Annotated in this window: 17 protein-coding genes; 12 read left to right on the forward strand and 5 right to left on the reverse strand. The window is 59.4% G+C overall.

Annotation, left to right across the window (positions count from 1 at the left end; all coding sequences use genetic code 11):
• Nucleotide 1 precedes the first annotated feature (1 nt).
• From IDH44_RS09510 to IDH44_RS09525, 4 genes are all read left to right on the forward strand, one after another.
• The gene (locus IDH44_RS09510; protein WP_190917022.1) at nucleotides 2–1,138 is read left to right on the forward strand and encodes an efflux RND transporter periplasmic adaptor subunit; all 1,137 of its coding nucleotides are present in this window, start codon (nucleotides 2–4) and stop codon (nucleotides 1,136–1,138) included.
• Nucleotides 1,139–1,167: 29 nt separating this feature from the next.
• Nucleotides 1,168–2,559: an ABC transporter substrate-binding protein gene (locus IDH44_RS09515; RefSeq protein WP_190917024.1), complete on the forward strand. Its 1,392-nt coding sequence runs from the start codon at nucleotides 1,168–1,170 to the stop codon at nucleotides 2,557–2,559.
• A gap of 401 nt (nucleotides 2,560–2,960) precedes the next feature.
• Nucleotides 2,961–5,369, forward strand: coding sequence for an RNA polymerase recycling motor HelD (helD, locus tag IDH44_RS09520; protein ID WP_317890144.1), 2,409 nt, complete (start codon nucleotides 2,961–2,963; stop codon nucleotides 5,367–5,369).
• A gap of 46 nt (nucleotides 5,370–5,415) precedes the next feature.
• Nucleotides 5,416–7,146 (forward strand): Rieske (2Fe-2S) protein, encoded by a 1,731-nt coding sequence (locus tag IDH44_RS09525; protein ID WP_190917026.1) that lies wholly within the window; start codon nucleotides 5,416–5,418, stop codon nucleotides 7,144–7,146.
• Between the two features lie 72 nt (nucleotides 7,147–7,218).
• Here the strand turns inward: IDH44_RS09525 and IDH44_RS09530 are convergent, their stop codons facing one another.
• Both IDH44_RS09530 and IDH44_RS09535 read right to left on the reverse strand, forming a co-directional pair.
• Complete coding sequence (locus IDH44_RS09530; protein WP_190917028.1) at nucleotides 7,219–8,184, reverse strand: serine hydrolase domain-containing protein; 966 nt, start codon at nucleotides 8,182–8,184, stop codon at nucleotides 7,219–7,221.
• Nucleotides 8,185–8,237: 53 nt separating this feature from the next.
• The gene (locus IDH44_RS09535; protein WP_190917029.1) at nucleotides 8,238–9,083 is read right to left on the reverse strand and encodes an AraC family transcriptional regulator; all 846 of its coding nucleotides are present in this window, start codon (nucleotides 9,081–9,083) and stop codon (nucleotides 8,238–8,240) included.
• 141 nt (nucleotides 9,084–9,224) lie between these two features.
• Here IDH44_RS09535 and gap point away from each other — a divergent pair, with 141 nt between their 5' ends.
• The 4 genes from gap to IDH44_RS09555 all read left to right on the forward strand — a co-directional run bounded on the left by gap (nucleotide 9,225) and on the right by IDH44_RS09555 (nucleotide 15,627).
• Nucleotides 9,225–10,226 carry a type I glyceraldehyde-3-phosphate dehydrogenase gene (gap, locus tag IDH44_RS09540; RefSeq protein ID WP_190917032.1) on the forward strand — a complete coding sequence of 334 codons (1,002 nt, stop codon included), beginning with the start codon at nucleotides 9,225–9,227 and terminating at the stop codon, nucleotides 10,224–10,226.
• A 173-nt stretch (nucleotides 10,227–10,399) separates the two neighbouring features.
• On the forward strand, nucleotides 10,400–11,470 hold the full coding sequence (gene xerS / locus IDH44_RS09545; protein WP_190917034.1) for a tyrosine recombinase XerS: 1,071 nt from the start codon (nucleotides 10,400–10,402) through the stop codon (nucleotides 11,468–11,470).
• Between the two features lie 114 nt (nucleotides 11,471–11,584).
• The gene (locus IDH44_RS09550; protein ID WP_317890145.1) at nucleotides 11,585–14,755 is read left to right on the forward strand and encodes a hybrid sensor histidine kinase/response regulator; all 3,171 of its coding nucleotides are present in this window, start codon (nucleotides 11,585–11,587) and stop codon (nucleotides 14,753–14,755) included.
• A complete protein-coding gene (locus IDH44_RS09555; protein ID WP_190917038.1) occupies nucleotides 14,755–15,627 on the forward strand; it encodes an RCC1 domain-containing protein in 873 nt (290 codons plus the stop codon). Before IDH44_RS09550 ends, IDH44_RS09555 begins: the two co-directional genes overlap by 1 nt.
• On the opposite strand, the gene map is transcribed toward IDH44_RS09555, so the two are convergent.
• Both map and IDH44_RS09565 read right to left on the reverse strand, forming a co-directional pair.
• Nucleotides 15,621–16,367, reverse strand: coding sequence for a type I methionyl aminopeptidase (gene map / locus IDH44_RS09560; protein ID WP_190917040.1), 747 nt, complete (start codon nucleotides 16,365–16,367; stop codon nucleotides 15,621–15,623). The two genes, IDH44_RS09555 and map, sit on opposite strands and share 7 nt — an antisense overlap.
• Nucleotides 16,361–16,927 (reverse strand): TetR/AcrR family transcriptional regulator, encoded by a 567-nt coding sequence (locus tag IDH44_RS09565; protein WP_397326758.1) that lies wholly within the window; start codon nucleotides 16,925–16,927, stop codon nucleotides 16,361–16,363. Before IDH44_RS09565 ends, map begins: the two co-directional genes overlap by 7 nt.
• Nucleotides 16,928–17,159: 232 nt before the next feature.
• Between IDH44_RS09565 and IDH44_RS09570 the strand changes: the two genes are divergently transcribed.
• Both IDH44_RS09570 and IDH44_RS09575 read left to right on the forward strand, forming a co-directional pair.
• Nucleotides 17,160–18,113, forward strand: a complete 954-nt coding sequence (locus tag IDH44_RS09570; protein ID WP_190917044.1) for a helix-turn-helix transcriptional regulator — start codon at nucleotides 17,160–17,162, stop codon at nucleotides 18,111–18,113.
• An 87-nt stretch (nucleotides 18,114–18,200) separates the two neighbouring features.
• Nucleotides 18,201–18,749 carry a dihydrofolate reductase family protein gene (locus IDH44_RS09575; protein ID WP_190917046.1) on the forward strand — a complete coding sequence of 183 codons (549 nt, stop codon included), beginning with the start codon at nucleotides 18,201–18,203 and terminating at the stop codon, nucleotides 18,747–18,749.
• Nucleotides 18,750–18,866: 117 nt separating this feature from the next.
• Here IDH44_RS09575 and IDH44_RS09580 read toward each other — a convergent pair whose 3' ends face one another.
• A complete protein-coding gene (locus IDH44_RS09580; RefSeq protein ID WP_190917048.1) occupies nucleotides 18,867–19,820 on the reverse strand; it encodes a helix-turn-helix transcriptional regulator in 954 nt (317 codons plus the stop codon).
• Between the two features lie 163 nt (nucleotides 19,821–19,983).
• Here IDH44_RS09580 and IDH44_RS09585 point away from each other — a divergent pair, with 163 nt between their 5' ends.
• Nucleotides 19,984–20,406, forward strand: coding sequence for a DoxX family protein (locus tag IDH44_RS09585; RefSeq protein WP_190917050.1), 423 nt, complete (start codon nucleotides 19,984–19,986; stop codon nucleotides 20,404–20,406).
• A gap of 115 nt (nucleotides 20,407–20,521) precedes the next feature.
• Complete coding sequence (locus tag IDH44_RS09590; protein WP_190917052.1) at nucleotides 20,522–21,004, forward strand: GyrI-like domain-containing protein; 483 nt, start codon at nucleotides 20,522–20,524, stop codon at nucleotides 21,002–21,004.
• Nucleotides 21,005–21,029 lie beyond the last annotated feature (25 nt).

Below are 21,029 nucleotides of genomic sequence, written 5' to 3' on the forward strand. Positions count from 1 at the left end.
GATGGAAGCGGAAGCGGCGCAGCGAAAGCGCAAACGACGGATTCAACTGGCTGCGGCGCTGTTTTTTGGCGTGCTGGCGCTTGTCACTTTTTTTTCGAACACCTTTCAGCAGCTAACGCTGCCGAAGGTCAAAACGGAGAACGCGACTTTTCAAAAGCTGACCTTCACCGTCGAAGGATCGGGGACGCTGCAGCCGCGCAAGGAAGAGGCGATCTACGACGCTTCGGGCTGGCCGGTGCATGCGGTGACGGTAGAGGTCGGGGACGAGGTGGAGGAGGGTCAGCGCTTGGTCGAGCTGGACGCATCAGGGGACCGCGACGCGCTGCTCGACGAAGAGGCGCGGCTCGAGCAGCAGCAGCTGCGGCTCGAGCAATTGGAGCTCGGCTACAAGCTCGGGATTCGGGACGGCGCGCCGGAGGACGGGCAGCAAGCGGCGCGGACGGAGATGGAGTCGCTCCGACTGGACATGGAGATCCAGGCGCGCACGATCGCGCGGTTAAAGGAAAAGCTGCGGGTCGCGCCCGAAGCGCTCGTCGCCCCGTGCGACGGCATCGTGACCGAGCTCCACGCCGTGCCGGGCAGCCCGGGCACGCCGGGCCAGCCGGTCATGAAGATTGCCAATCGGGACGAAGGCATGCAGTGGCAGCTGACGGTGGAAGCGGAGCAGGTCCGTGACGTCACGATCGGCGAAGCGGTGGAGCAGCGGCTGCTCGGCGATGCGCCGGCCGACTTGACCGCGACTGTAGCGAAGGTGGAGGACGCCGGCGAACCGATGCCCGGAGCCGGCGGAGGAGACGGCGAGTCCGCCGGCGCGCGCAAGGTCCTGACCTTCCTGATCCACGATTCGCGCTTGAAGGGAGGTGAGCAAGTGGAGATGGCATGGGAGCGCGACCCGGGCTACGCCGGCCTGACCATCGCCAAAGATGCGGTGCATCACGATCAACAAGGCGATTACGTGTATCTCGTCGATGCGCGAAAAAGTCCGCTCGGCAATCAATTCGTCATTCAAAAGCGCTACGTCACGCTCGGCGAAGCAGATCAGTGGACGCAAATCGTCGCAAACGGCATTACCGAAAAGGACGAGATCGTCACCGCAAGCAGCGAGCCGCTCAGCGAAGGCGATCGCATCAGACAATAGACCAGCTCAAGGGAAGGGAAGGATCGACGATGAAAAGACGGGAATGGACAAGAGGGATGGCGGGGGCCTTGACGCTGAGTCTGCTGCTGACCGCATGCAGCGGTGGCGAAGAGGCTCCAGGCGACAACGGCGGCGACGAGACCGGCGCCGGCGAAAAAACGACGATCACCATAGCCGTGACAGAGAAGGACCCGATCGGCTGGCTCGATCAGGCGGAGCAAGCCTATGAAGCGCTGCATCCCGACACCGACGTCGTCATTGAGGAATACATTGCAACGCCGAAGGAAGGGGACCAGATGGCATTCTCACTGGAGGGCAATCGCAACCCCGCCGATCTGGAAAAGTACCGCGCGGCCATCAATACCGAGCTGATGTCCGGCGCAGGCGCGGACGTGATCGCGGTCCGCGATCTGGATGTGGATCGATATGTCGAGAAAGGACTGTTCGCCGATCTCGGCGAGCGGATGGCGGAGAGCGGCCTGCTGGCGGAGGAGGACTACTTCATCAACGTATTCGACGCCGCAAAAACCGACGGCAAGCCGTTCGTTCTGCCGGTTCAATTCTCCATCAAAGCGATCACCACGGGCATGGACGCAGCCGCGCAGGCCGGCGACGACGCGAATTGGTCCTGGCGCGAGCTGCTCGATGCGGGCAAAGCGCTGGTCGATCAAGCGCCTGGCGAAAATCTGGCGGTCATGGCCGGCATCGATCCGCTCACGCTGCTCACGAGCATCGTCCAAGCCGAATATGGAACGTATATCGACGAGACGGGCAAGCAGGTCTACTTTGATTCCGAGCCGTTCCGCGAGCTGCTGACGACGATCAGGACGATGTTCGAGACAGGGACGGTTTCCGAGCCCTACGACGCCTTGATTGAGGGGAGGGACGTTTTCCGCGCGGATACGCTTTATTCGGCCTCGCAACTGGTGGAGACGATGCAGAGCGGCAGACAGCTGCTGCGCATGCCGGGCGACGGCGCGGAGGAGGGGGTGGTGTTTGCGTCGAATATGGTGTTTGCCTTGAACGAAAAATCGCAGGTCAAACCGGAGGCGTGGGATTTTCTGCTGTTTCTGCTTTCCGAAGAGATGCAAGCCAACCCGGCGATGTTCATGTCCTTTCCGCTCAACAAGGCGGCGCTGGAGCATCAGCTTGAGAACGCCATTCTGGCCCCGGCCCAAGGCAAAAAAGAGAGCGACGGCGCGTTCGGCGGAACCTCGGCTATGGAAAAGGCGGCGCTCTCGCAGGATCAAAAGGAGGAAATTTTTCGCTTGGCTTCGCAGCCTGGCCGCTTCTACAACAGCGACCCACGGCTCATGCAGATGATGCAAGAAGAAGCCGCTCCGTATTTTGCGGGCGAAAAGACCGCCGAAGCCGTGACGAAGGCGATGCAGAGCCGGGCGCAAACGTATTTGAACGAATAAACGCGGAAGCACACTAAAGCAAACCGCTTCAACTCGTCCGTGGTGTAAAAAAGCTCCCCCTCGCCACCCGCCAAGCGGGGAAGAGGAGGAGCTTTTGGAATTTTGAATTCTATATATTCAAAAAAATATTTACAAAGCAAAAAACACATGATAAAATGGATTTCCTCCATTAAAATCATGTCAAATTGGTGTTTATTTTCTTTTCCTACATCAAGTATAACCCGAAGTCTGCCGACCTGTCAACGATCAATTTCGAAAGCGTGAAAGGAGGTCAGAAATTGAATCGCGACTTGAAGAGCCATGTGCGTATCCTTCTATTTTTATTCTAAGCCACATCTACGAAAGCTGTCAAGATTTTAATTCAAAAAGATCATTCGGTACCCCGAACGGGGGAGAGGAGCGTGCTGGAATCGATGGAGAACAAGGAGTGGCAGCGCGAACAGGAGCGGCTGGACCGCGTCAGAGAAAAAATGAAGGCGCGTATGGCCGAGCTGGAGCCGCAGGTCGCCGGACTTCAGGATCAGGCGTCGGAGATGAAGAAGCGCTTTTGGGATGAGGTTACCGTCAATACGAACACGGACGAGGAATACATCGAGACCTTCTATACGATTCGCCAGCAGGCCGTGCTGCTGTCCGAACGGGAACGCACGCATCAGGTGCTGACGCGCGAGTGGCAGGGGCTCAATCGGCTGTATCCGTCGCCTTACTTTGGACGCGTCGACTTCGCAGAGGAGGGACAAGGCAACATCGAATCGGTCTATGTCGGCGTATCCGCCTTCGTCGACGATGACGGCCTGACCTTCCTCGTCTACGACTGGCGCTCGCCGATTGCCGGGCTGTATTACGACTATCCTCCCGGCCCCGCCGGCTACGACACGCCTGTCGGCCGGATAGACGGCGAGCTCACACACAAGCGGCAATATCAGATCCGCGAGGGCGAGCTCGTCAGCCTGTTCGATGCGGGGGTCACGATCGGCGACGAGCTGCTCCAGCGCATGCTGGCCAAGGGTGCGGATGCGCAGATGCGCAGCATCGTCGCCACCATCCAGCGCGAGCAGAACGCTATCATCCGCGACGAGCAGAGCCGGCTGCTCGTCGTGCAAGGCGCCGCCGGCAGCGGCAAGACCTCAGCGGCGCTGCAGCGTGTGGCCTACCTGCTCTATCGCCATCGCGAGACGCTGCGCGCCGACCAGATCGTGCTGTTCTCGCCCAATCCGATCTTCAACAGCTATGTCTCCACCGTGCTGCCCGAGCTCGGCGAGGACAATATGCAGCAGACGACGTGGCAGGAGTACCTCGACTACTGGCTGCGGGACACGCTGGTGCCTGAGCATCCGTTCGATCAGATGGAGTACGGGCTGACCGCGCATGCCGAGCCGGGCTATGCGGCTCGCCAGCAGGGCATGGCCTTCAAGTCGTCCGAGGCGTATATGCACGATCTGCAGCGCTACGCGGCATGGCTCGGCGCGGAAGGGCTCGCGTTCGTCCCGATTGCGCTGCATGGACGGGAGCTGATCACCGCCGAGCAGATGCAGACGCAATTGGACCGATATGATACCGGGATGCGGCTGTCCTATCGGCTCGATCACCTGCGCCAGTGGCTGCTGGAGGAGCTGACGCGGCTCGAGCGGCGCGCGCGCGGGTCGTCCTGGGTGCGCAAGGAGATGGACGCGCTCGATCCGGAGGTATACGCCGAAGCGTTCGGCGAGCTACACAAGGACAAGGAGGCGTTCGATCTGGCCGAGCGCTATGCGGCCGTGCGCGAGCAGCAGGGCGGGCCGCGCCGCGGCGACGAAGCGGACTTTGACTTCGCCGAGCGCGAGGAAGCGTGGCTGAGCCGCCGGATCGCCAAGGAGCACTTCAAGCCGCTGCGCAAGGCGGTGCGCGAGCTGGCCTTTGTCGATGTGCCGGCCATGTACGCGCGGCTCTTCGAGGATGAGGCCGGCTACATCCGGCGCACGGGCGCCGCGGCGCTGCCGCAATTATGGGCCGAGGTGTGCCGCCAGACCGCCGCGCAGCTCGCGCGCAAGGCGTTGTTCTACGAGGATGCGACGCCGTACCTGTATTTCAAGGAGCTGATCGAGGGGGTGCGAACGAACAGCGAGGTGCGTCATGTCTTTGTCGACGAGGGGCAGGATTATTCGCCGTTCCAATACGCCTATATGCACAAGCTGTTCCCGCGCGCTCGCATGACGGTGCTCGGCGACTTCGGGCAGGCGATCTTCACGCAGACGACCCGGCTCGATGCGACGGACTCGCCGCTCGCCCGGCTCTTCGGCGCGGAGGACACGCGCGTGATCCGGCTCGAGCGCAGCTACCGCTCGACGCGCGAGATTGTGGCGTTCACCAAGGCGCTGCAGCCGGAAGCGGCGGGAGTCGTGCCCTTCGACCGCAGCGGACCGCAGCCGCAGCTCATCCGGCTCGCCGACGCGTCCGCGCGCGCGGCGCGCATCCTGGCCGACATCGCAGCGCTGCAGCGCGAGGGACATCCGTCGATCGCCGTCATCACCAAGACCGCGGCCGAGAGCCGCGAGGCCTATGAAGTGTTGCGCAGCCAGGACGGCCTGCGGCCGCGCCTGATCGCCAAGGACTCCTCCGAGCTCGGCGAAGGACTCGTCGTGCTCCCGGTCTATCTCGCCAAAGGCATCGAATTCGACGCTGTGCTCATCTACGACGCGTCCGCCGACACGTTCCGCCCGGCCGACGATCCGAAGCTGCTCTACACCGCATGCACGCGGGCGATGCATCGGCTGCTGCTGTACGCGACGGGAGAATGGACGCCGGCCGTCGCCGCAATGGCCCAGACCTGACACAGTGTGGTAGTATAAGAGGAAACGGAACGAGGAGGGGATCGTCATGCCGACAGGCGATTGGATCCGCGCAGGCTCGCTCGACGAATTGAAGCAGGCGGGCGCCAAGGTCGTGAAGGGCGGCATCGCCGTGTTTTATCACGAGGATCAAGTCAGCGCCATCGACAACCGCTGCCCGCATCTGGGGTTTCCGCTTCATTTGGGGAGCGTGTGCGACGGGATGCTCACCTGCCATTGGCATCATGCACGCTTCGATATTCGCAGCGGCGGCACGCTGGACCCCTGGGCGGACGATGTGCCGACCTACGAGGTCAAGGTGGCGGACGGCGAGGTCTGGGTGTCCCCCGGGCCGAAGCGCGTCCCGGATGCAGAGAAGCTCAAGCAGCGCCTGCGGGAAGGGCTGGAGCAAAATATCGGCATCGTGATTGCCAAAGCGGTGGTGGGCCTCGTGGAGGCGAAGGTGCCGGCGGACGAGATCTTCAAGATCGGCATCGTCTTCGGCACGTCGCAGGGCAGCGGCTGGGGCTCCGGGCTGACCATCCTGACCGCGATGCGCGCCGTGCTGCCCAAGCTGGACCGCACCGGGCGCATCCTCGCCCTGTACCATGGGCTGGTGCATGTCGCCAGAGCCAGCGCCGGGCGGGCGCCGCGGCATCTGCTGGGCGCGCTCCCCGAATCGAGCGTATCGATGGCGCGCCTGCAGACGTGGTATCGCAATTGCGTGGAAGTGCGCGATACGCAGGGCGCAGAGAAGGTACTGCTCACCGCCATTGCTGCCGGCGCTTCGGCCGAGCAGCTGGCCGATATGATGCTTATCGCGGTGACCGACCATTTGTACCTGGACGGCGGGCATACCTTTGATTTTTACAACAAGGCGCTGGAAGCGCTGGCCGCGCTCGATGACGAGCAGACCGCACCGATCCTCGCCTCGCTCGTGCCGCTCATCGGCTCGCCGACGCGCAGCGAGGAGCTGCATCACTGGCAGGCTCCGATCGATCTCGTCGCTCCGCTGCGCGAGGCCTTCGCACAGCTCGACAGCTCTGCGCCTGCCGCGTCGGCGCCGGCGCTCGACGAACAACAATTCGTGGATCTGCTGCTGGGGGACCGTCCGCTCGATACGATCGACCGCATCACCGGTCTGCTGCAGAGCGGCGAGGCGCCCGAGCGGCTGGCCCAGCTGCTGGCGCTCGCGGCAGCCGAGCGGATTGCCCGCTTCCATACGCAGAATGAATTCGGCGATTGGATAGCCGTTCTGCACACCTTCACTTATGCGCATGCGGTGCACGAGCGCTTGCGGCGCACACAGGAGCGGCTGCTCTGCCGGGCCTTGTACGACGGCGCCATGGCGCTCTACCACGAGCGCTTCCTCAACGTGCCGCGGGCGCCACAGCCGCGACCGGGCGGCGGGCACAGCCTGGAGCCGGATGCTCTGCTCGAGCTAATGGATCGCCGGCAGCAGGTGGACGAGGCAGCCGGCTGGGTCGCCGCCTATCTGGAGGACGGACGGGATCCGCAGGCGCTGCTCGGTACGCTCGGCCTTGCCGTGCTGCGTGAGGACGCGGACTTCCATACGTTCCAGCTGTATGAGGCGATCGTAGCGGAATATGCGTATTGGGAACAGCGCACCGACGCCTTCGCCGAGCAGGCCAGGCGGACTTGTCTGATCGCTTGCGCCCGCTATGCAGCGGCGCATGCGCCGAGCGCGCGAGAGCTGCCGCATACGGCCACAATTGCGTCGCGATTGTACAGAGGCGAGCGCTTGTTCGAAGAGGCGTAGATGTAGCCTAAATGAAGCAACAAGAAATTGCGGAGAATGCAAATGTCTGACGCGCATCAAGCTTCTCGCGCTTCAGACCAGCAAAGGGGCGAGGCGCCGGCGAAACCATTCGTGCGGCGACTCGCCTTTTTTGCGCGGTCTGCGGGTCAGAACGACGACCGCCGCGCGGCTCGGCACGACGATGACGAATTGCCCGCCGTAGCCGCGCGCATAGAAGTAGGATAGCGGCTCGACCGTCTTCGCCGCAGCGTCCTCGCCCTCCGGCGTCACGGCGTCCGCCCACCAGTGCCAGCCGTAATACCCGCGCTCGGGCGGGGACACCGCGATTGCAGGCGCGACCGAATGGTCCGTCAGTGACCGGGGCAGCAGCGAATCGCCCTCCCACACCCCATTCTGCAAGTAGAGCCGGCCCAGCTTGAGCAGGTCCAGAGCCGACAGCTCCAGGCCGTATCCGCCCGTATGCGTGCCGTGCGGGTCGGTCTTCCATGCATACTGCCGGATGCCCAGCGGGCCGAACAGCTCGCGCTCGGCATAACGGGCGACGGGCATGCCGACGGCCTGCCGCAGCAGATGCGCCAGCAGCTGGGAGACGCCGGAGTTGTACACCCATTTCGAGCCGGGCGCATTCGCCATCGGCTGCGTCCACACGTATTCGATCCAATCGGCCGATCGGGTCATCGTCGGGAACGACTTGCTGCCGCCGAATTCCGACCATTGAAAGCCTGCGGTCAGCGTAAGCAAATGCTCGACGGTGATCTGCGCTCTCGAATCGTGCTCGTTTTTGGCGGCGGCCTTACGGGAGCCGAAGTCGAAGCATTCGATCACCGGCGTCTCCGGGGCAGGGAAGCGGCCTTGCGCCATGGCCATGCAGATGAGCGCCGACAGCACGCTTTTGGTGCACGAATTGATCGGCAGTTGCTCGCCGGAGGCGCCGGGCGCTTCTTCATATGTGTCCAGCAGCCGGCCTTCCCGGTACAGGAGGCAGCTATTCAGCTCCAGCGCCTGCATTTCGCTTCGTAGCTCCGGTCCCAAGATCATGGCCTCTCTACCTCCTTCCTTTATCGGCGTCCGCTTGACGAATCGGCTGGCGACTATTGTGCATTCCGGAACGTATTCCGAAATGCGGTGGGAGACATCTCCCGTTTTGCCGTGAATTGTTTGATGAAATAGGTGTCATACTGAAAACCGACGGATCGGGCGATATCGTCCAAGGTCATATCGGTATGGACCAGCAGCTCCCCCGCGACCTTCAGCCTATAGGCCAGCAGATAGCCCATTGCGGTGCAGCCGTATTTCTTTTGAAACGTTTCGTTGAGCGAGCTGCGGTTCAAATGCGCACACTGCGTTAAATCCTGCAGCGTCACCTTGTTGGGGTAGTCGGTGTGAATCAATTCCAGCACCGAATCGATTGGGGAGGGGGCAATTTCTTCGCTCAGGTCCTCCAGCATGCGCAGCAGTTGAATCAAATATTTTTTTATTCTGCACACCCACAGTGCGTCGCTATGCGCGTTCACCTCTGTGCCCAGCACAAAAAACCACTCCCGCAGCTGCAGAAAGGCTTTGCCCGTGATCGGCGGCACGCCGCTCTGCTCCTTGTCCCGTTGAAAAAGAGAGAGACCGGTTTGCATTTTCACATTGCTCGGTTTGTAGGTATTGGATGCGATGACACGCGCGGTTACGAAGAAATCCGGGTGGAAGCGAAACGATTGCGCGGCAATTTCTGTTTTTTGAAAAACCTCCAGGCGATCCCCGGCATTCAAGCAGAGCACGGCCGGAGCCATTACGACAAGTGGACGGTCGTTCAAGCGCGCTTTGATTTGGCCGTGTGTGACAAAGACGAGGCTGTGCCGATGCGGGTAGGGCAGGTCTTCAAAATCCTCGTTTGCCGAAAACTCGATGTCCACGTTTCTGTTTTTATAGCGGTCAAAATGGGGCATGGCCTTCTCCTGTCAAATTGTATAGTTAAATCCTTCACTTCTTGCATTGTATCACAAAAGGCAGGTGCTATAATTTTAAACAAGGTGTGCTGCATATGCATCCTATACACGACAATTGCTTTAGAAAAGGAGTGGTTTACCATGACCATCAAACTTGCCATCAACGGCTTTGGCCGTATTGGAAGACTGGCGTTCCGACAGCTTTTCCGGGAGGCAGGATACGAGATTGCCGCAATCAATGATCTCACCAGTCCCGAAATGCTGGCGCATCTGCTGAAATACGACACGACGCAAGGCCCTTACGAAAAGGAGGTCGGCTACGATGCCGATCACTTGATTGTGGAGGGGGTGCGCATTCCGATCTACGCGCATAAGGATCCCGGCACGCTCCCCTGGGCGTCGCTCAACATCGATATCGTGGTGGAAAGCTCGGGCTTTTTTGCTTCGAAAAGCGCGGCTGCCGCGCATCTGACGGCCGGCGCAAAAAAAGTGTTGATCTCCACGGCTGCCGGCAACGACGTGCCTACCATCGTGTACGGCATCAACGAGCACAGCCTGACCTCGGAAGACACAATCGTGTCGGCTGCGTCGTGCACTACGAATTGTCTCGCGCCGATGGCTTATTATCTGGACGAGCTGGCGCCGATCCGCAAAGGCTTCATGACGACGATTCACGCCTACACCAACGACCAGAATACCCTTGACGGTCCCCACGCCAAAAGCGACTTGCGCCGGGCGCGCGCTGCGGCGGGGAACATCATTCCCACCTCGACCGGCGCCGCCAAGGCGATCGGGCAAGTCATTCCCGAGCTGGACGGAAAGCTGGACGGCACGTCGCAGAGGGTGCCCGTCATGGCGGGCTCGCTCACCGAATTGACCGCAGTCGTGGAAGGCGTCGTCAGCGCCGAGCAGGTCAATCAGCAGATGAAGCAGGTCCGCTCTGCCGCCTATGGCTATACCGAGGAGCCGATTGTCTCATCGGATGTGATCGGCATGACGTACGGCGGGTTGTTTGACGGTACGCAGACGAAGGTCACCGGGTTGGGGGGCGATACGCTCGTCAAAATCGCGGCATGGTACGACAACGAAAATTCTTTTACGAGCCAGATGGTGCGCACGCTCAAATTTCTCGACGAGCTGTAATGGCCATTCCCGCCGCAAGGAAAATGAGGTACACTGTACAAAGCGTGGGCGTTACCCCACAAGGGCCGTCTCCAATGAGGAGAAGGCTTTAGAACTTAAATTACGTCAAATCATAATTTGACGTAATTTAAGCCTTGGAACAATTCGGAGACATCAAGGGGACATGCGACGAAATGGACAGAGGATTGCGGATGCGGTATATGCAGCGGATCGAGCGCAAGCTAAATGGACTGCCTTGGTATGTGGCGGAATTCATCGAAACGAAAAAACGGTCGTTTGCGCCGACGACGCTGCTCAATTATTGTCACGATTATTTGATTTTTTTCGACTGGTTGGCCGGACAAGAGGCGAGCGGGGCAAGCAGCGACGAAATCGCATTGGACACGCTTGAAGCGCTCACGGTGCGCAAGGCGGAACAATTTTTGCAGCATCTGGAATACACGCTCGGCAATCACAAGCTGACGGTGAACCGCAAGCTTTCCTCGCTCAAATCGCTGTTCGATTATTTGCAAAATATCGCGGAAACCCGCGAGCTCAAGCCGTACATTCAGCGCAATGTCATGGCCAAGATGGACTTGAACGCGGTCAAGGAAAGCCCGGAAACGCTCGCCAAATCGATCGACGGAAAAATATTGCGCGAGACCGAATTTGAGGCATTCCGACGCTTTGTGATGCATGGCTTTGGCGAGCGGCATGCCCACGAATCGCGTATTCGCAAGTTCCATCTGCTGAACCGCGAACGCGACACGGCAATTGTATCGCTGATCCTTGGCTCGGGACTGCGCTTGTCCGAGGTCGCCGGGATCGACCTGGAGGATGTCGATCTGGAGCGTGCGTACGTGCGCGTCACGCGCAAGGGCAACAAGAAGCAGTACGTTTATTTCAGCAAGCAGGCGCTGGCGGATCTCCATCAGTATCTGCGCGTGCGCGATGCCAGGTACCGGCCCAAAAGCCGGGAGCGCTGTCTGTTCGTCGCCGCCGCCATCGGACGCAAAGGGGACAGCCGGCGCTTGACGGCGCGCGCCATCGAGAAGCGCATTCAGCAGTACGCCGCCGCCTACGGCAAGCCCTCGCTGACTGTGCATGCGCTGCGCCATTCGTTCGCCACCCGGTATCATCTGGAGAATAATGACGTGCCGAAATTGAAAAACCAGCTCGGCCACGCCTCCATCCAAACGACAATGATCTATACGCACTTGCGGGACGAGGAGATGCGGCACGCCGTCGATCGTATGGACTGGTGATGCTTCTTACCGGACGCTTCACTTGTCGAGTCGCTGGATTTCCTCTATATTTAGAGGCAGAGCATTGCGCCTTGAAAGCATGATGCAGCAAAGGAAGAATGGATGATACCGACAGTGAAGCACAAACACACGAAGCAAGGGCTGGCGTTCTTGACATACGGCGCCCTTTTTTTATTGTTTCTCGGCCTGCTTGCAGGCGCGCGTTGGCTATGGATGCAGGCATTTGAGACGGCCCCGGCTACGCCGAGCGTGAATGGGATCGTCCATATGGAGCAGGTGGAGCTGGAGAATGCGCCTCCGTTTTTTTTGGACGGCCAGTGGCAGTTCTATCCCGGCACGCTCCTGCATGCCAGGGACGAGCGGCCCGCTGATGCCGAGACCGTCGCCGTGCCGGGCAACTGGACGAATGCTCCAGGACGCTCGGATGAAGACCATGCTTATGGCTACGGCACGTACAGGCTCATCATCCGGACCCAGCCGCTTGCGCGCCCGGTCTCGCTGTGGCTGAGCGGCATTCAGAGCGCCTCCGAAGTGGAGATCAACGGGCAGCTCGCGGGGAGCAGCGGACAGCCGTCCTCCGAGCCGTCGACGTATGTGCCGCTCAAGACCTCTTATGTGGCCACGTATTTCGACGAAGGCGCGACGGAGCTGGAGGTGCTGATTCGGGTCGCGAATTTTGACGATGCCGACGAAGGGGGCATGCTGGCCTCGGTGCGGTTCGGCGCGCAGTCCAGCATTGCCCACATGCGCGAGCTGTCCATTCAATTTCAGGTCGCCATTTTTTTCATCCTGCTGCTTCACGGTCTATATGCCTGCATTTTGTTCCTGATTCATCAGGAACGGACGCTCTTGTATACGGCACTACTGGTCGCGGCTGTCGGCCTGCTGATCGTCAGCGGCTACGACCAGGTCATCTACGACTGGCTGCCGCTCGCGTACGACCAGGTCATCCGGATGCGATGGATCGCCTTCTTGTGGCAGAACACGCTGATTCTGATGATATTCCGGCGACTGCTACATCAAGCGGACGGCACAAGGCTGCATCAGGCGCTCCTCGCAGCGCTGGGGGCGGCCTCCCTGACCCTCGTGTTCGTGCCGGACCGCTATCTCTACGACGGCGCGTTCTCCACGATGCTCGCACTGGTCGGCTACGTGCCGCTGGTAGGGCTCGTTCCCGTCCTGCTGCGAATGCTCGGACGGCTGAGACAAGATCGCGACATGTGGTTTTTACTGCTCACGGCTGCCGGCATACTCGCCAATCTCGGCTGGCGGACGTTCGGGACGGCCTACGGGTATCAGGGCTTGTATTATCCGGTCGATGTGCTGGTGACGATTGCAGGATTCTCGACGTATTGGTTCGTCAAGTATTTTCGCAATGCGCGGGAGAATGCCGCGCTCAACGAGCAGCTGCGAGCCGAAGCCGCGCACAAGGACCAGTTCCTGGCGAATACCTCCCACGAGCTGCGCACGCCGCTGCATGGTATCATGAACCTCACCCAGTCGGTCGTCAACCGACAGGAGGAGACAATGGAATCGGACAGCCGCCGGGACCTGGATACCGTGCTTCAGATCAGCCGCCGCATGTCGCATATGCTGGACAACCTGCTTGACATCGCCCGGCTGAAGGCGTCGCGGATCCGGCTGCAGCTGGAGCCGCTGCGGATGCAGGCGGTCGTGCCCGGGGTGCTCGGCATGTTCAAGGTGATGCTGGAGGGCAAGCCGATCGAGCTGCGGATGGAGCTGCCGCCTCATCTGCCGGCCGTCAGCGGGGACGAGCGGCGGCTCGTGCAGGTGCTCTATAATCTCATACATAATGCGATCAAATACACCGAACGCGGCTCGGTCGTCGTCAAGGCAGAGGAGCGGGACGGCAGGATCCGAATGGTCGTGGCCGATACCGGGATCGGAATGGATGAAGCGACACGCGCGCGCGCCTTGCTGCCGTACGAGCAGGGCGAGGCCGGCCTGCGGGACGGTCGCGGCCTGGGGCTGGGGCTGAGCATCTGCAGCCAGCTGGTGGAGCTGCACGGCGGCGAACTGCGCGTCAGCTCCGAGCCTGGCGCCGGCTCGGTATTCAGCTTCGAGCTGCCCATGGCCGCGCATCGCGACGCGGACGACGCGCAGGGGACGGTCGCGGCGGAGCCCGTGGCAAGTGCGCTGCGATTCTACGCTCTAGCGGATCGACGAGAGGCCCAACAAGGGGACGAAGGATGGCAACTGGCAAGTGGACACCATGCCATGCCGCTAGCGAAGGAGGCTGCCGCTGCCGCAGAGAGACCGCTCGCTCCGGGAGCGCCCGCGAGGATCCTGGCCGTCGACGACGATCCGGTCAATCTGGATGTGCTCTCCCGGATGCTGGACGAGCAGTCGTACCGGCTAGATACCGCAACTTCCGGGGCGCAGGCGCTGGAACGCGCAGCGTCCGGCGGCTGGGATCTGGTCATTGCCGATGTCATGATGCCGGGCATGTCCGGCTACGAGCTGACAGAGCGGCTCAGAGTGCATTATTCCGCGCTTGAGCTGCCGATCGTTCTCCTGACGGCGCGCAGTCAGTCGGCGGACATTTACACCGGCTTCGCAGCGGGCGCCAACGATTACCTCGCCAAGCCGGTCGACCCGATCGAGCTCCGTGCTCGCGTGAAGGCGTTAGTGACGGTCAAGCGCGGATTTCAGGATCGGTTGCGGTGGGAGGCCGCTTATTTGCAGGCCCAGATCCAGCCGCATTTTTTGTTCAACACGCTTAACAGCATCGCTGCGCTCGTCGAGATCGACACCAAGCGGATGACACAGATGATCAATGCCTTCGCCGCCTATCTGCGCATCAGCTTCGATTACCTCAACACCGACGAGCTGGCTCCGCTCTCGCGCGAGCTGGAGCTGGTCGAGTCCTATCTGCATATCGAGAAGGAGCGATTCCGCGATCGGCTGGCGATCGTCTGGGAGATCGCGGTGGACACGTCGCTCATGCTGCCGCCGCTGTCGATTCAGCCGCTGGTGGAGAATGCGGTCCATCACGGTCTGCTCGCCCAGAGCAAGGGCGGCACCTTGACGATCCGTATCGTCGAGAGGGAGGCAGGCATACACATCGCAGTCGAGGACGACGGCAAGGGCATGGACGAGGCGACCGTGCGCGCGCTGCTCAGTCCGGCGCCGCAAGGACGGCGAGGCGTCGGCGTCGCCAATACCCATAGCCGGCTGGTCCGTCTCTATGGCCAGGGCCTGACGATCAAGAGCCGGGTGGGCGCCGGCACGAAGGTATCTTTTAACTTGCCGGGAGGGGCGTAATGAACAATCTGTCTGGCCAGACGATAGCCGCGGGGTCACGTCATACGCTCGCCCTGCATCGTGACGGGACGGCAATAGCTGTGGGGGACAATACAAGCGGGCAATGCGAGGTCGGCGAGTGGCGCGAACGAATAGCGCTAGCCGTCGGTAATGTCCATAGGGCTGCGAATACCGGACAGGCGCATTCCGTCGGTCTCGGCTCAGATGGGACTGTGACAGCAGTCGGCTGGAACAATCACGGGCAATGCGGAGTTGAACACTGGCACAAAATTACGAGGATAGCGGCGGGGTGGCGGTATACCCTTGGCTTAAAGAACGACGGACGGGTAGGGGCAGTCGGTCGAAATCAGGAAGGCCAGTGCAACGTAGAACACTGGCGGGATATCGTCGCGCTCACAGGTGGCGACTGGCACACAGTCGGACTGCGATTGGATGGAACGGCGGTCGCCGCTGGAAATAATCGATACAGACAATGTGAGGTCAGCGATTGGCAAGGTCTTGAAAGCGTGGCCGCGGGTTATTTGCACACCGTAGGGGTAAATGCGGATGGAACGGCTGTAGCGACAGGCTGGGACAAGTATAAGCAATGCCAGATCAGCAACTGGAATGACCTGCATGCCATTGCGGCGGGCAGTTACCATACCGTAGGCTTGCGAACGGACGGTACGGTAACGGCGATCGGTCAAAACCGGCATGGACAATGCGAGGTAGGCCATTGGCGTGAAATTGTAGCGATCGCAGCGGGTTGCGCACATACGATCGGCCTGCAAGCTGATGGTCGAGTGGTCGCCGCGGGGGACAACACATTTGGCCAGTGCGAGGTCGGCGAATGGCGGAATATTCAGATGCCAGGGGCCAGGCAGCGCTACTGAGCCGTCAGCACAATCGGACCGTCGTTGGTAATCGCGATCGTATGTTCGTATTGGGCGGAGAGCGAGCCGTCGACGGTCCTGGTCGTCCAGCCGTCGGCATCGAGCATCAAGTACGCTTCCCCGACATTCAGCATCGGCTCGATCGTCAGTACCATGCCTTCCTTCAAGCGAAAGCCTTTGCCGGGCGTGCCGAGATGCGGATAGCTGGGCGCTTCGTGCATCTCGCGACCTACTCCATGGCCGAGCAGATCGCGCACCACCGCGTATCCGCTCGACTCGGCATGGGATTGCACCGCGTGCATCACATCGCCGATGCGGTTGCCGACGCGCGCTTGTTCGATCCCGAGCTCGAGGCATTCCTTGGTGACCCGCATCAGACGGCGCGCTTCGTCGGACACCTCGCCGACGGCGTAGCACCAAGCGGAATCGCCGATCCATCCGTCAGCCTGCGCCACAATATCAATCGTGACAATGTCGCCGCTTTGAAGCGGCTTGGCATTCGGGAAGCCATGCGCGATGACGTCGTTGACCGAGGCGCAGGTGGCGTACGGATAGCCGTTGTACCCGACCGTGTACGCCTTGGCGTCGTTTTCCTTCAGGAATCGCACCGCGAAGGCCTCGATCTCCAGCGTCGTGATCCCTGGCCGGATCATGCCCGCGATGGCGCGATGAAAGGCGGCCACGATGCGGCCGGCTTTTCGCATTTCCTCGATTTCGGTTCTCGATTTCAGGATCACCATGTCTGTTCACGCTCCCTAGGCCTCAGGCCCGAAAAAATCATTGCGACGACCCGATCCGCATCCAGCTCCGCTTGTGTCTGATGGTGGATGGCCAGGGCCGCACAGCCGATCAGCGAGCCGAAGAGGACATTGGCCGTTATTTCCGGCGACGCGGCATCCAGTTCTTCTCGAACCGCACTCGCCAAGGGCGAAAAGATTCGTTTTTGAAATTCTTCCGACAGCTTGCCGAACCGATTGCCCGGAAAGTGATGAAAATTATCTGCCACCGTCTTCAGCAAAATAAACATCGACGGCTGCGCCATGACGCCGCCGAGCAGCCGGCGACACAGCAGCTCCGCGCGCGGCAACCGCGCATCGCGAGGATCGCCGTCCGGCTGGATTGTCTTCTCAGCGATGTCCAGCGCGTCCCACAGCAGGTCCTCCAGCAGCATGTGCTTGTTCTTGTAATAATGATACACGGTGCCGTAGCCAAGCTCCGCCTTGTCGGCGACATCGCGTACCTCCAGCTGCATGCCTTTTTCCAGGTACACCTGTGCGGCGGCATGCATGATTTGCTTCATCCGCATTTCCCGAATGGCGTCGTTTTGTTCTTTTGTGCGCGGGGACATGGCGCCTCCTTATTTAGACCTTATTCTTTTGACCTACTGTAATGTCAACTAAAAATGACTATACGCGATTTCATGAGATTAAGCAAGCAAACAAGTGCATGAAATCAGACAACCCGTGACATATTTCTGATGTATACTAAAAGCAAATCACCGATCACCCGTAGTCCGAAAGGAGGCGCCCATTTTGCGAGCCGATCGATTGCTTTCCATCCTATTGCTGCTGCAAAATCAAGGTCGGATCACCTCGCGCGAGCTGGCGGAGCGACTGGAGGTCTCGGAACGTACGATTTTTCGCGACATGGACGCGCTGAGCACGGCCGGCATTCCCGTCTACGCCGAGCGGGGCGCGGGAGGCGGGTGGAGGCTCGCCGAGGGCTACCGGACCAATCTGACAGGAATGAAAGCCGAGGAGATCGGATCGTTGCTGCTTTCCCGTCCGTCCAAGCTGCTGCATGATCTTGGCATTGGCGATCATTTCGAAGCGGCTTTTCAAAAATTGTTGGCCGCGTCGCCGGCCGCCATTCGTAAAAATGCGGACCTGGTGCGAGAGCGTATGCTGATCGACGGTGCCGGCTGGCATCAGTCGAAGGAGAGTTTCGCATACCTGGCGACGGTGCAGGATGCAGTCTGGACGGAGAAGATGCTATACATCCGGTACCGCAAGGCCGAAGCGATCGTGGAACGCACGATCGGTCCGCTCGGCATCGTCGCGAAACGAAACGTCTGGTACGTCGTGGGGCAAACGGACGATGAGCTGCGCACCTACCGCGTCTCGCGACTCGTCGATGCCCGGATGCAGGAAGCGCGCTTCGAGCGTCCTGCAGATTTCGACCTCGAGCGCTACTGGGCCCAATCGACGGCGGCTTTCAAGGAAAGCCTGCCGCGCTATCCCGCAAGGTTGAAGGTGCATCGCGACCTGCAAGCGCGACTCGATAACGAGCGCTATGCCAAAATCATCCGTGTCGAGGAATCTGCGGCAGGCAGCGAATGGTCGGAGCTGGACGTGGAGTTCCAGACGCTCGAGTCCGCCTGCTCGATCCTGCTCAGCTTCGGCGCTCTGGTCGAGGTGCTGGCCCCGGACGATTTGCGCGCGCGGGTCGCGTCCGAAATAAAAGCGGCTGCGCAATTTTACGCTTGATTATAAATTGCGGCGGGAATGATGACATGAGATGACATATAGAGACGCTATAATAAAGGGGAAATGAACGGAGAGGAGCAATCAGGGATGACGCGTAAAATCATTTTGGACCTGGCAGTCACGTTAGACGGCTTTATCGAAGGCAAAAATGGGGAAATTGATTGGTGCATCATGGACGAAGAGATGGGGTTCGCCGATTTTGTCAATCGAATCGACACCATCCTGTATGGACGAAAAAGCTACGAACTATGGCGTACCTTCGATTCGGAAGCGGAAGGGTCGGATGCCGATCAAGCGATTGGGGATCTTATTCGCGGCAAAGAAAAAGTGGTATTTTCCAGAACCAAACGTGCCATCGACGACGGTGTGCTCGTGATCAACGACCGCGTGCGCGAACAAGTCGAGCACATAAAGGCGCAGCCGGGACGAGATCTCTGGTTATATGGCGGCGCAAGCTTGATCTCGACGTTTATCGAGCTGGAATTGATCGACGAATACCGGCTATCCGTTCATCCCGTGGTATTGGGGGAGGGCAAGCCGTTGTTCGTGGACGTAAAAAAACGATTGAACCTCAAGCTGATCGAGACCAAAACGTTTGGCTCCGGCGTGGTACAGCTCGTTTATCGCAGCGCCTAAAAGTACGGTGAAAAACGAACGCCGCCATGCCCGAAACGCGTTTTTGGCGCTGCATGACGAACAAGCCTCCAGTGAGCAGTGACGGATGCTTCATAGGTTCCGTGACTGCTCTATTTTTTACAAGTCCATCCTCGCACGCAGTGCCTCCCGCACCTCCTCCGGTAATTCCCGAATCTTGATATCCTTCCCCAGGAATAGCAGCCAGCTTGTGAAAGCTTCCACTTCATCCGGCACTCCGACCTGGACGAAGGTTTTTAGGCGCGCCGTCGTCTGATACGGATTCGTGTAGGCCAACGACAGTTTGAAAGGATGATACTTTTTGAACTGGGCAATCGCCAGCGGTCCAAGATCCAGGATCAGGTTGCATGCGTCCTCCTGCTTGCGCAGCCGCTCGACGATTTTTTTCAGGGCGGTTCGCTTTTTATTGGGGAGTGGCTCCACATGGACTAGATTGTCCACCGGTATCATTTGTTTTTTGTTCGCTTCAAGGTTATAAGTCTCAAGCTGCCAAATCATTTTGTCGCGATACAGATACAGCAAATAAACGGCATACGACCGGGTGGAGCCGCCTTCTTCGACCGAGACCGCCAAGTATCTGTCCTTGAGCAACAGTTGAATGAGCTGCTCCAGCATCGGATGAGGCAGATCCGATAGATCCAGCAAGTCGGGATTGTGAGGATTGGTGCCTTCAAACAGGAGCAGTTGATTCAACAGCACCAGATCGTCTTGCTGATGAGCCGAGAGCAAGCCGAGCAGCTTCTCCGCCAACGTGTGACGGCTTTTGAGATAAGGGAGCTGCTGGTTGCGGGTAGCCAAGAACGCAAGAAACAGCGCTTTGACCTCGTTATCCGTGAAGCGAACCGGAGGCAAAACGGCATTTTTCATGACAAAGTATCCGCCGTCCCGGCCCACCTCGGCGACAAGCGGCATGCCCATGGCCTCGATTTCCCGTACATCCCGCGATGCTGTCGATCGCGAGATATCGAATTCGCGCATCAGCTCGGAGAGGGTGAAGTGCGCGCGGTTGTTGATGTAGCGCATCATGACATTGATCCGTTCTACTTTTTTCATTTTGCCCTCTAAACAGGTTCAAATTTTGACATGGTTTAACGGTAGTATATACCTAACAAGCGAAAAAAGAAATCGCTTGAATCCGCTATAGGAACAGAAACCAAAAGAACGAAGGGAGGACCGGCTGATTCGGAAATAAGAACAAGATTGGAGGGAAACGATCATGCCTGCAAAAGCCGGGACCACAATGAAGACACATGCTAAGGCGCGCTTCGAGACGAAAATCGTCGCCTACTGGACAATCACGATCATTCTTGCGTTATCCATTACCCTTAGCGGAATCGGACAGTTGATGCGGTTCGGAGGGAATGTCGATCTGGTCACGAATATCGGGTTTCCCTTGTACGTGACCACCATACTGGGCAGCTGGAAATTGCTTGGCGTACTGGCAATTCTCATGCCGGGATGGCCGCGGCTCAAAGAATGGGCTTATAGCGGACTCTTTTTCCTGATGACAGGCGCGGCCTTGTCGCATGCATTTGCCGGTGATTACGGAGCGTCTGGCTTTCATATCCTGCTTCCGCTCATCTATGCCGCATTGGCCGTCGCTTCTTGGGCGCTCCGTCCGGAAGGCCGCAAATTGTAACGGATCAGCACCTCATACGGTGCCAATGGTACGAAATCGGAATACATTTTGGTATGATAGACATGATTATTGAAGAAATTGAATCAAATCTCACTAAAAATAAGGAGCTGGGCATATGTCTGCAGTCTACACACTTGAGGAAAAAGAAAGCTTTGTCGTCACGGGTATCGGAACGGAGCTGAAGAGCGATTACACGGATTACGAGGGAATGAACAAGGAGAAAGAAAGCTTTTGGCGGGAGGTGGAGCAGGATGGCCGCCTCGAAGCACTCAAGTGCGTCGCTGCCAACACGTACCTTTTTGCAGTCAACGAAGCGGTCAATCAAAAGATGATGTATTACGCCGGTGTACTGACCAATGCGGACGTACCGGAAGCAGACCGATTGATTCAGTTCCCGAAAAGCACTTATCTGGTCGTCAAAGGAGAAGGGAAAACCGCTGACGAGCTGAGCAGCAAGCTGACGGGACTCGCCTTTGGCCAGGCCTTGCCTGCCGCTGATCGCTACGCTTATGTCGGCGGGCCCAATGCCACCGTCGAAATGGGCCGAAACGGCGACAAGGTGTATGGCGAAATGTGGATTCCCGTGGTCGCGAAATAGCACCGAGCACACAATCCTGCCAATT

It is taken from the genome of Paenibacillus sabuli (assembly GCF_014705605.1).
In the GTDB taxonomy this organism is placed as follows: domain Bacteria; phylum Bacillota; class Bacilli; order Paenibacillales; family Paenibacillaceae; genus Paenibacillus_D; species Paenibacillus_D sabuli.

Excerpts from the sequence above, each read along its gene's own strand:
- IDH44_RS09510 (WP_190917022.1), top strand. The coding sequence starts at position 2 with ATGGAAGCGGAAGCGGCGCAGCGAAAGCGCAAACGACGGATTCAACTG.
- IDH44_RS09515 (WP_190917024.1), top strand. The coding sequence starts at position 1,168 with ATGAAAAGACGGGAATGGACAAGAGGGATGGCGGGGGCCTTGACGCTG.
- IDH44_RS09525 (WP_190917026.1), top strand. The coding sequence starts at position 5,416 with ATGCCGACAGGCGATTGGATCCGCGCAGGCTCGCTCGACGAATTGAAG.
- IDH44_RS09530 (WP_190917028.1), bottom strand. The coding sequence starts at position 8,184 with ATGATCTTGGGACCGGAGCTACGAAGCGAAATGCAGGCGCTGGAGCTG.
- IDH44_RS09535 (WP_190917029.1), bottom strand. The coding sequence starts at position 9,083 with ATGCCCCATTTTGACCGCTATAAAAACAGAAACGTGGACATCGAGTTT.
- gap (WP_190917032.1), top strand. The coding sequence starts at position 9,225 with ATGACCATCAAACTTGCCATCAACGGCTTTGGCCGTATTGGAAGACTG.
- xerS (WP_190917034.1), top strand. The coding sequence starts at position 10,400 with ATGGACAGAGGATTGCGGATGCGGTATATGCAGCGGATCGAGCGCAAG.
- IDH44_RS09555 (WP_190917038.1), top strand. The coding sequence starts at position 14,755 with ATGAACAATCTGTCTGGCCAGACGATAGCCGCGGGGTCACGTCATACG.
- map (WP_190917040.1), bottom strand. The coding sequence starts at position 16,367 with ATGGTGATCCTGAAATCGAGAACCGAAATCGAGGAAATGCGAAAAGCC.
- IDH44_RS09565 (WP_397326758.1), bottom strand. The coding sequence starts at position 16,927 with ATGAAGCAAATCATGCATGCCGCCGCACAGGTGTACCTGGAAAAAGGC.
- IDH44_RS09575 (WP_190917046.1), top strand. The coding sequence starts at position 18,201 with ATGACGCGTAAAATCATTTTGGACCTGGCAGTCACGTTAGACGGCTTT.
- IDH44_RS09580 (WP_190917048.1), bottom strand. The coding sequence starts at position 19,820 with ATGAAAAAAGTAGAACGGATCAATGTCATGATGCGCTACATCAACAAC.
- IDH44_RS09585 (WP_190917050.1), top strand. The coding sequence starts at position 19,984 with ATGCCTGCAAAAGCCGGGACCACAATGAAGACACATGCTAAGGCGCGC.
- IDH44_RS09590 (WP_190917052.1), top strand. The coding sequence starts at position 20,522 with ATGTCTGCAGTCTACACACTTGAGGAAAAAGAAAGCTTTGTCGTCACG.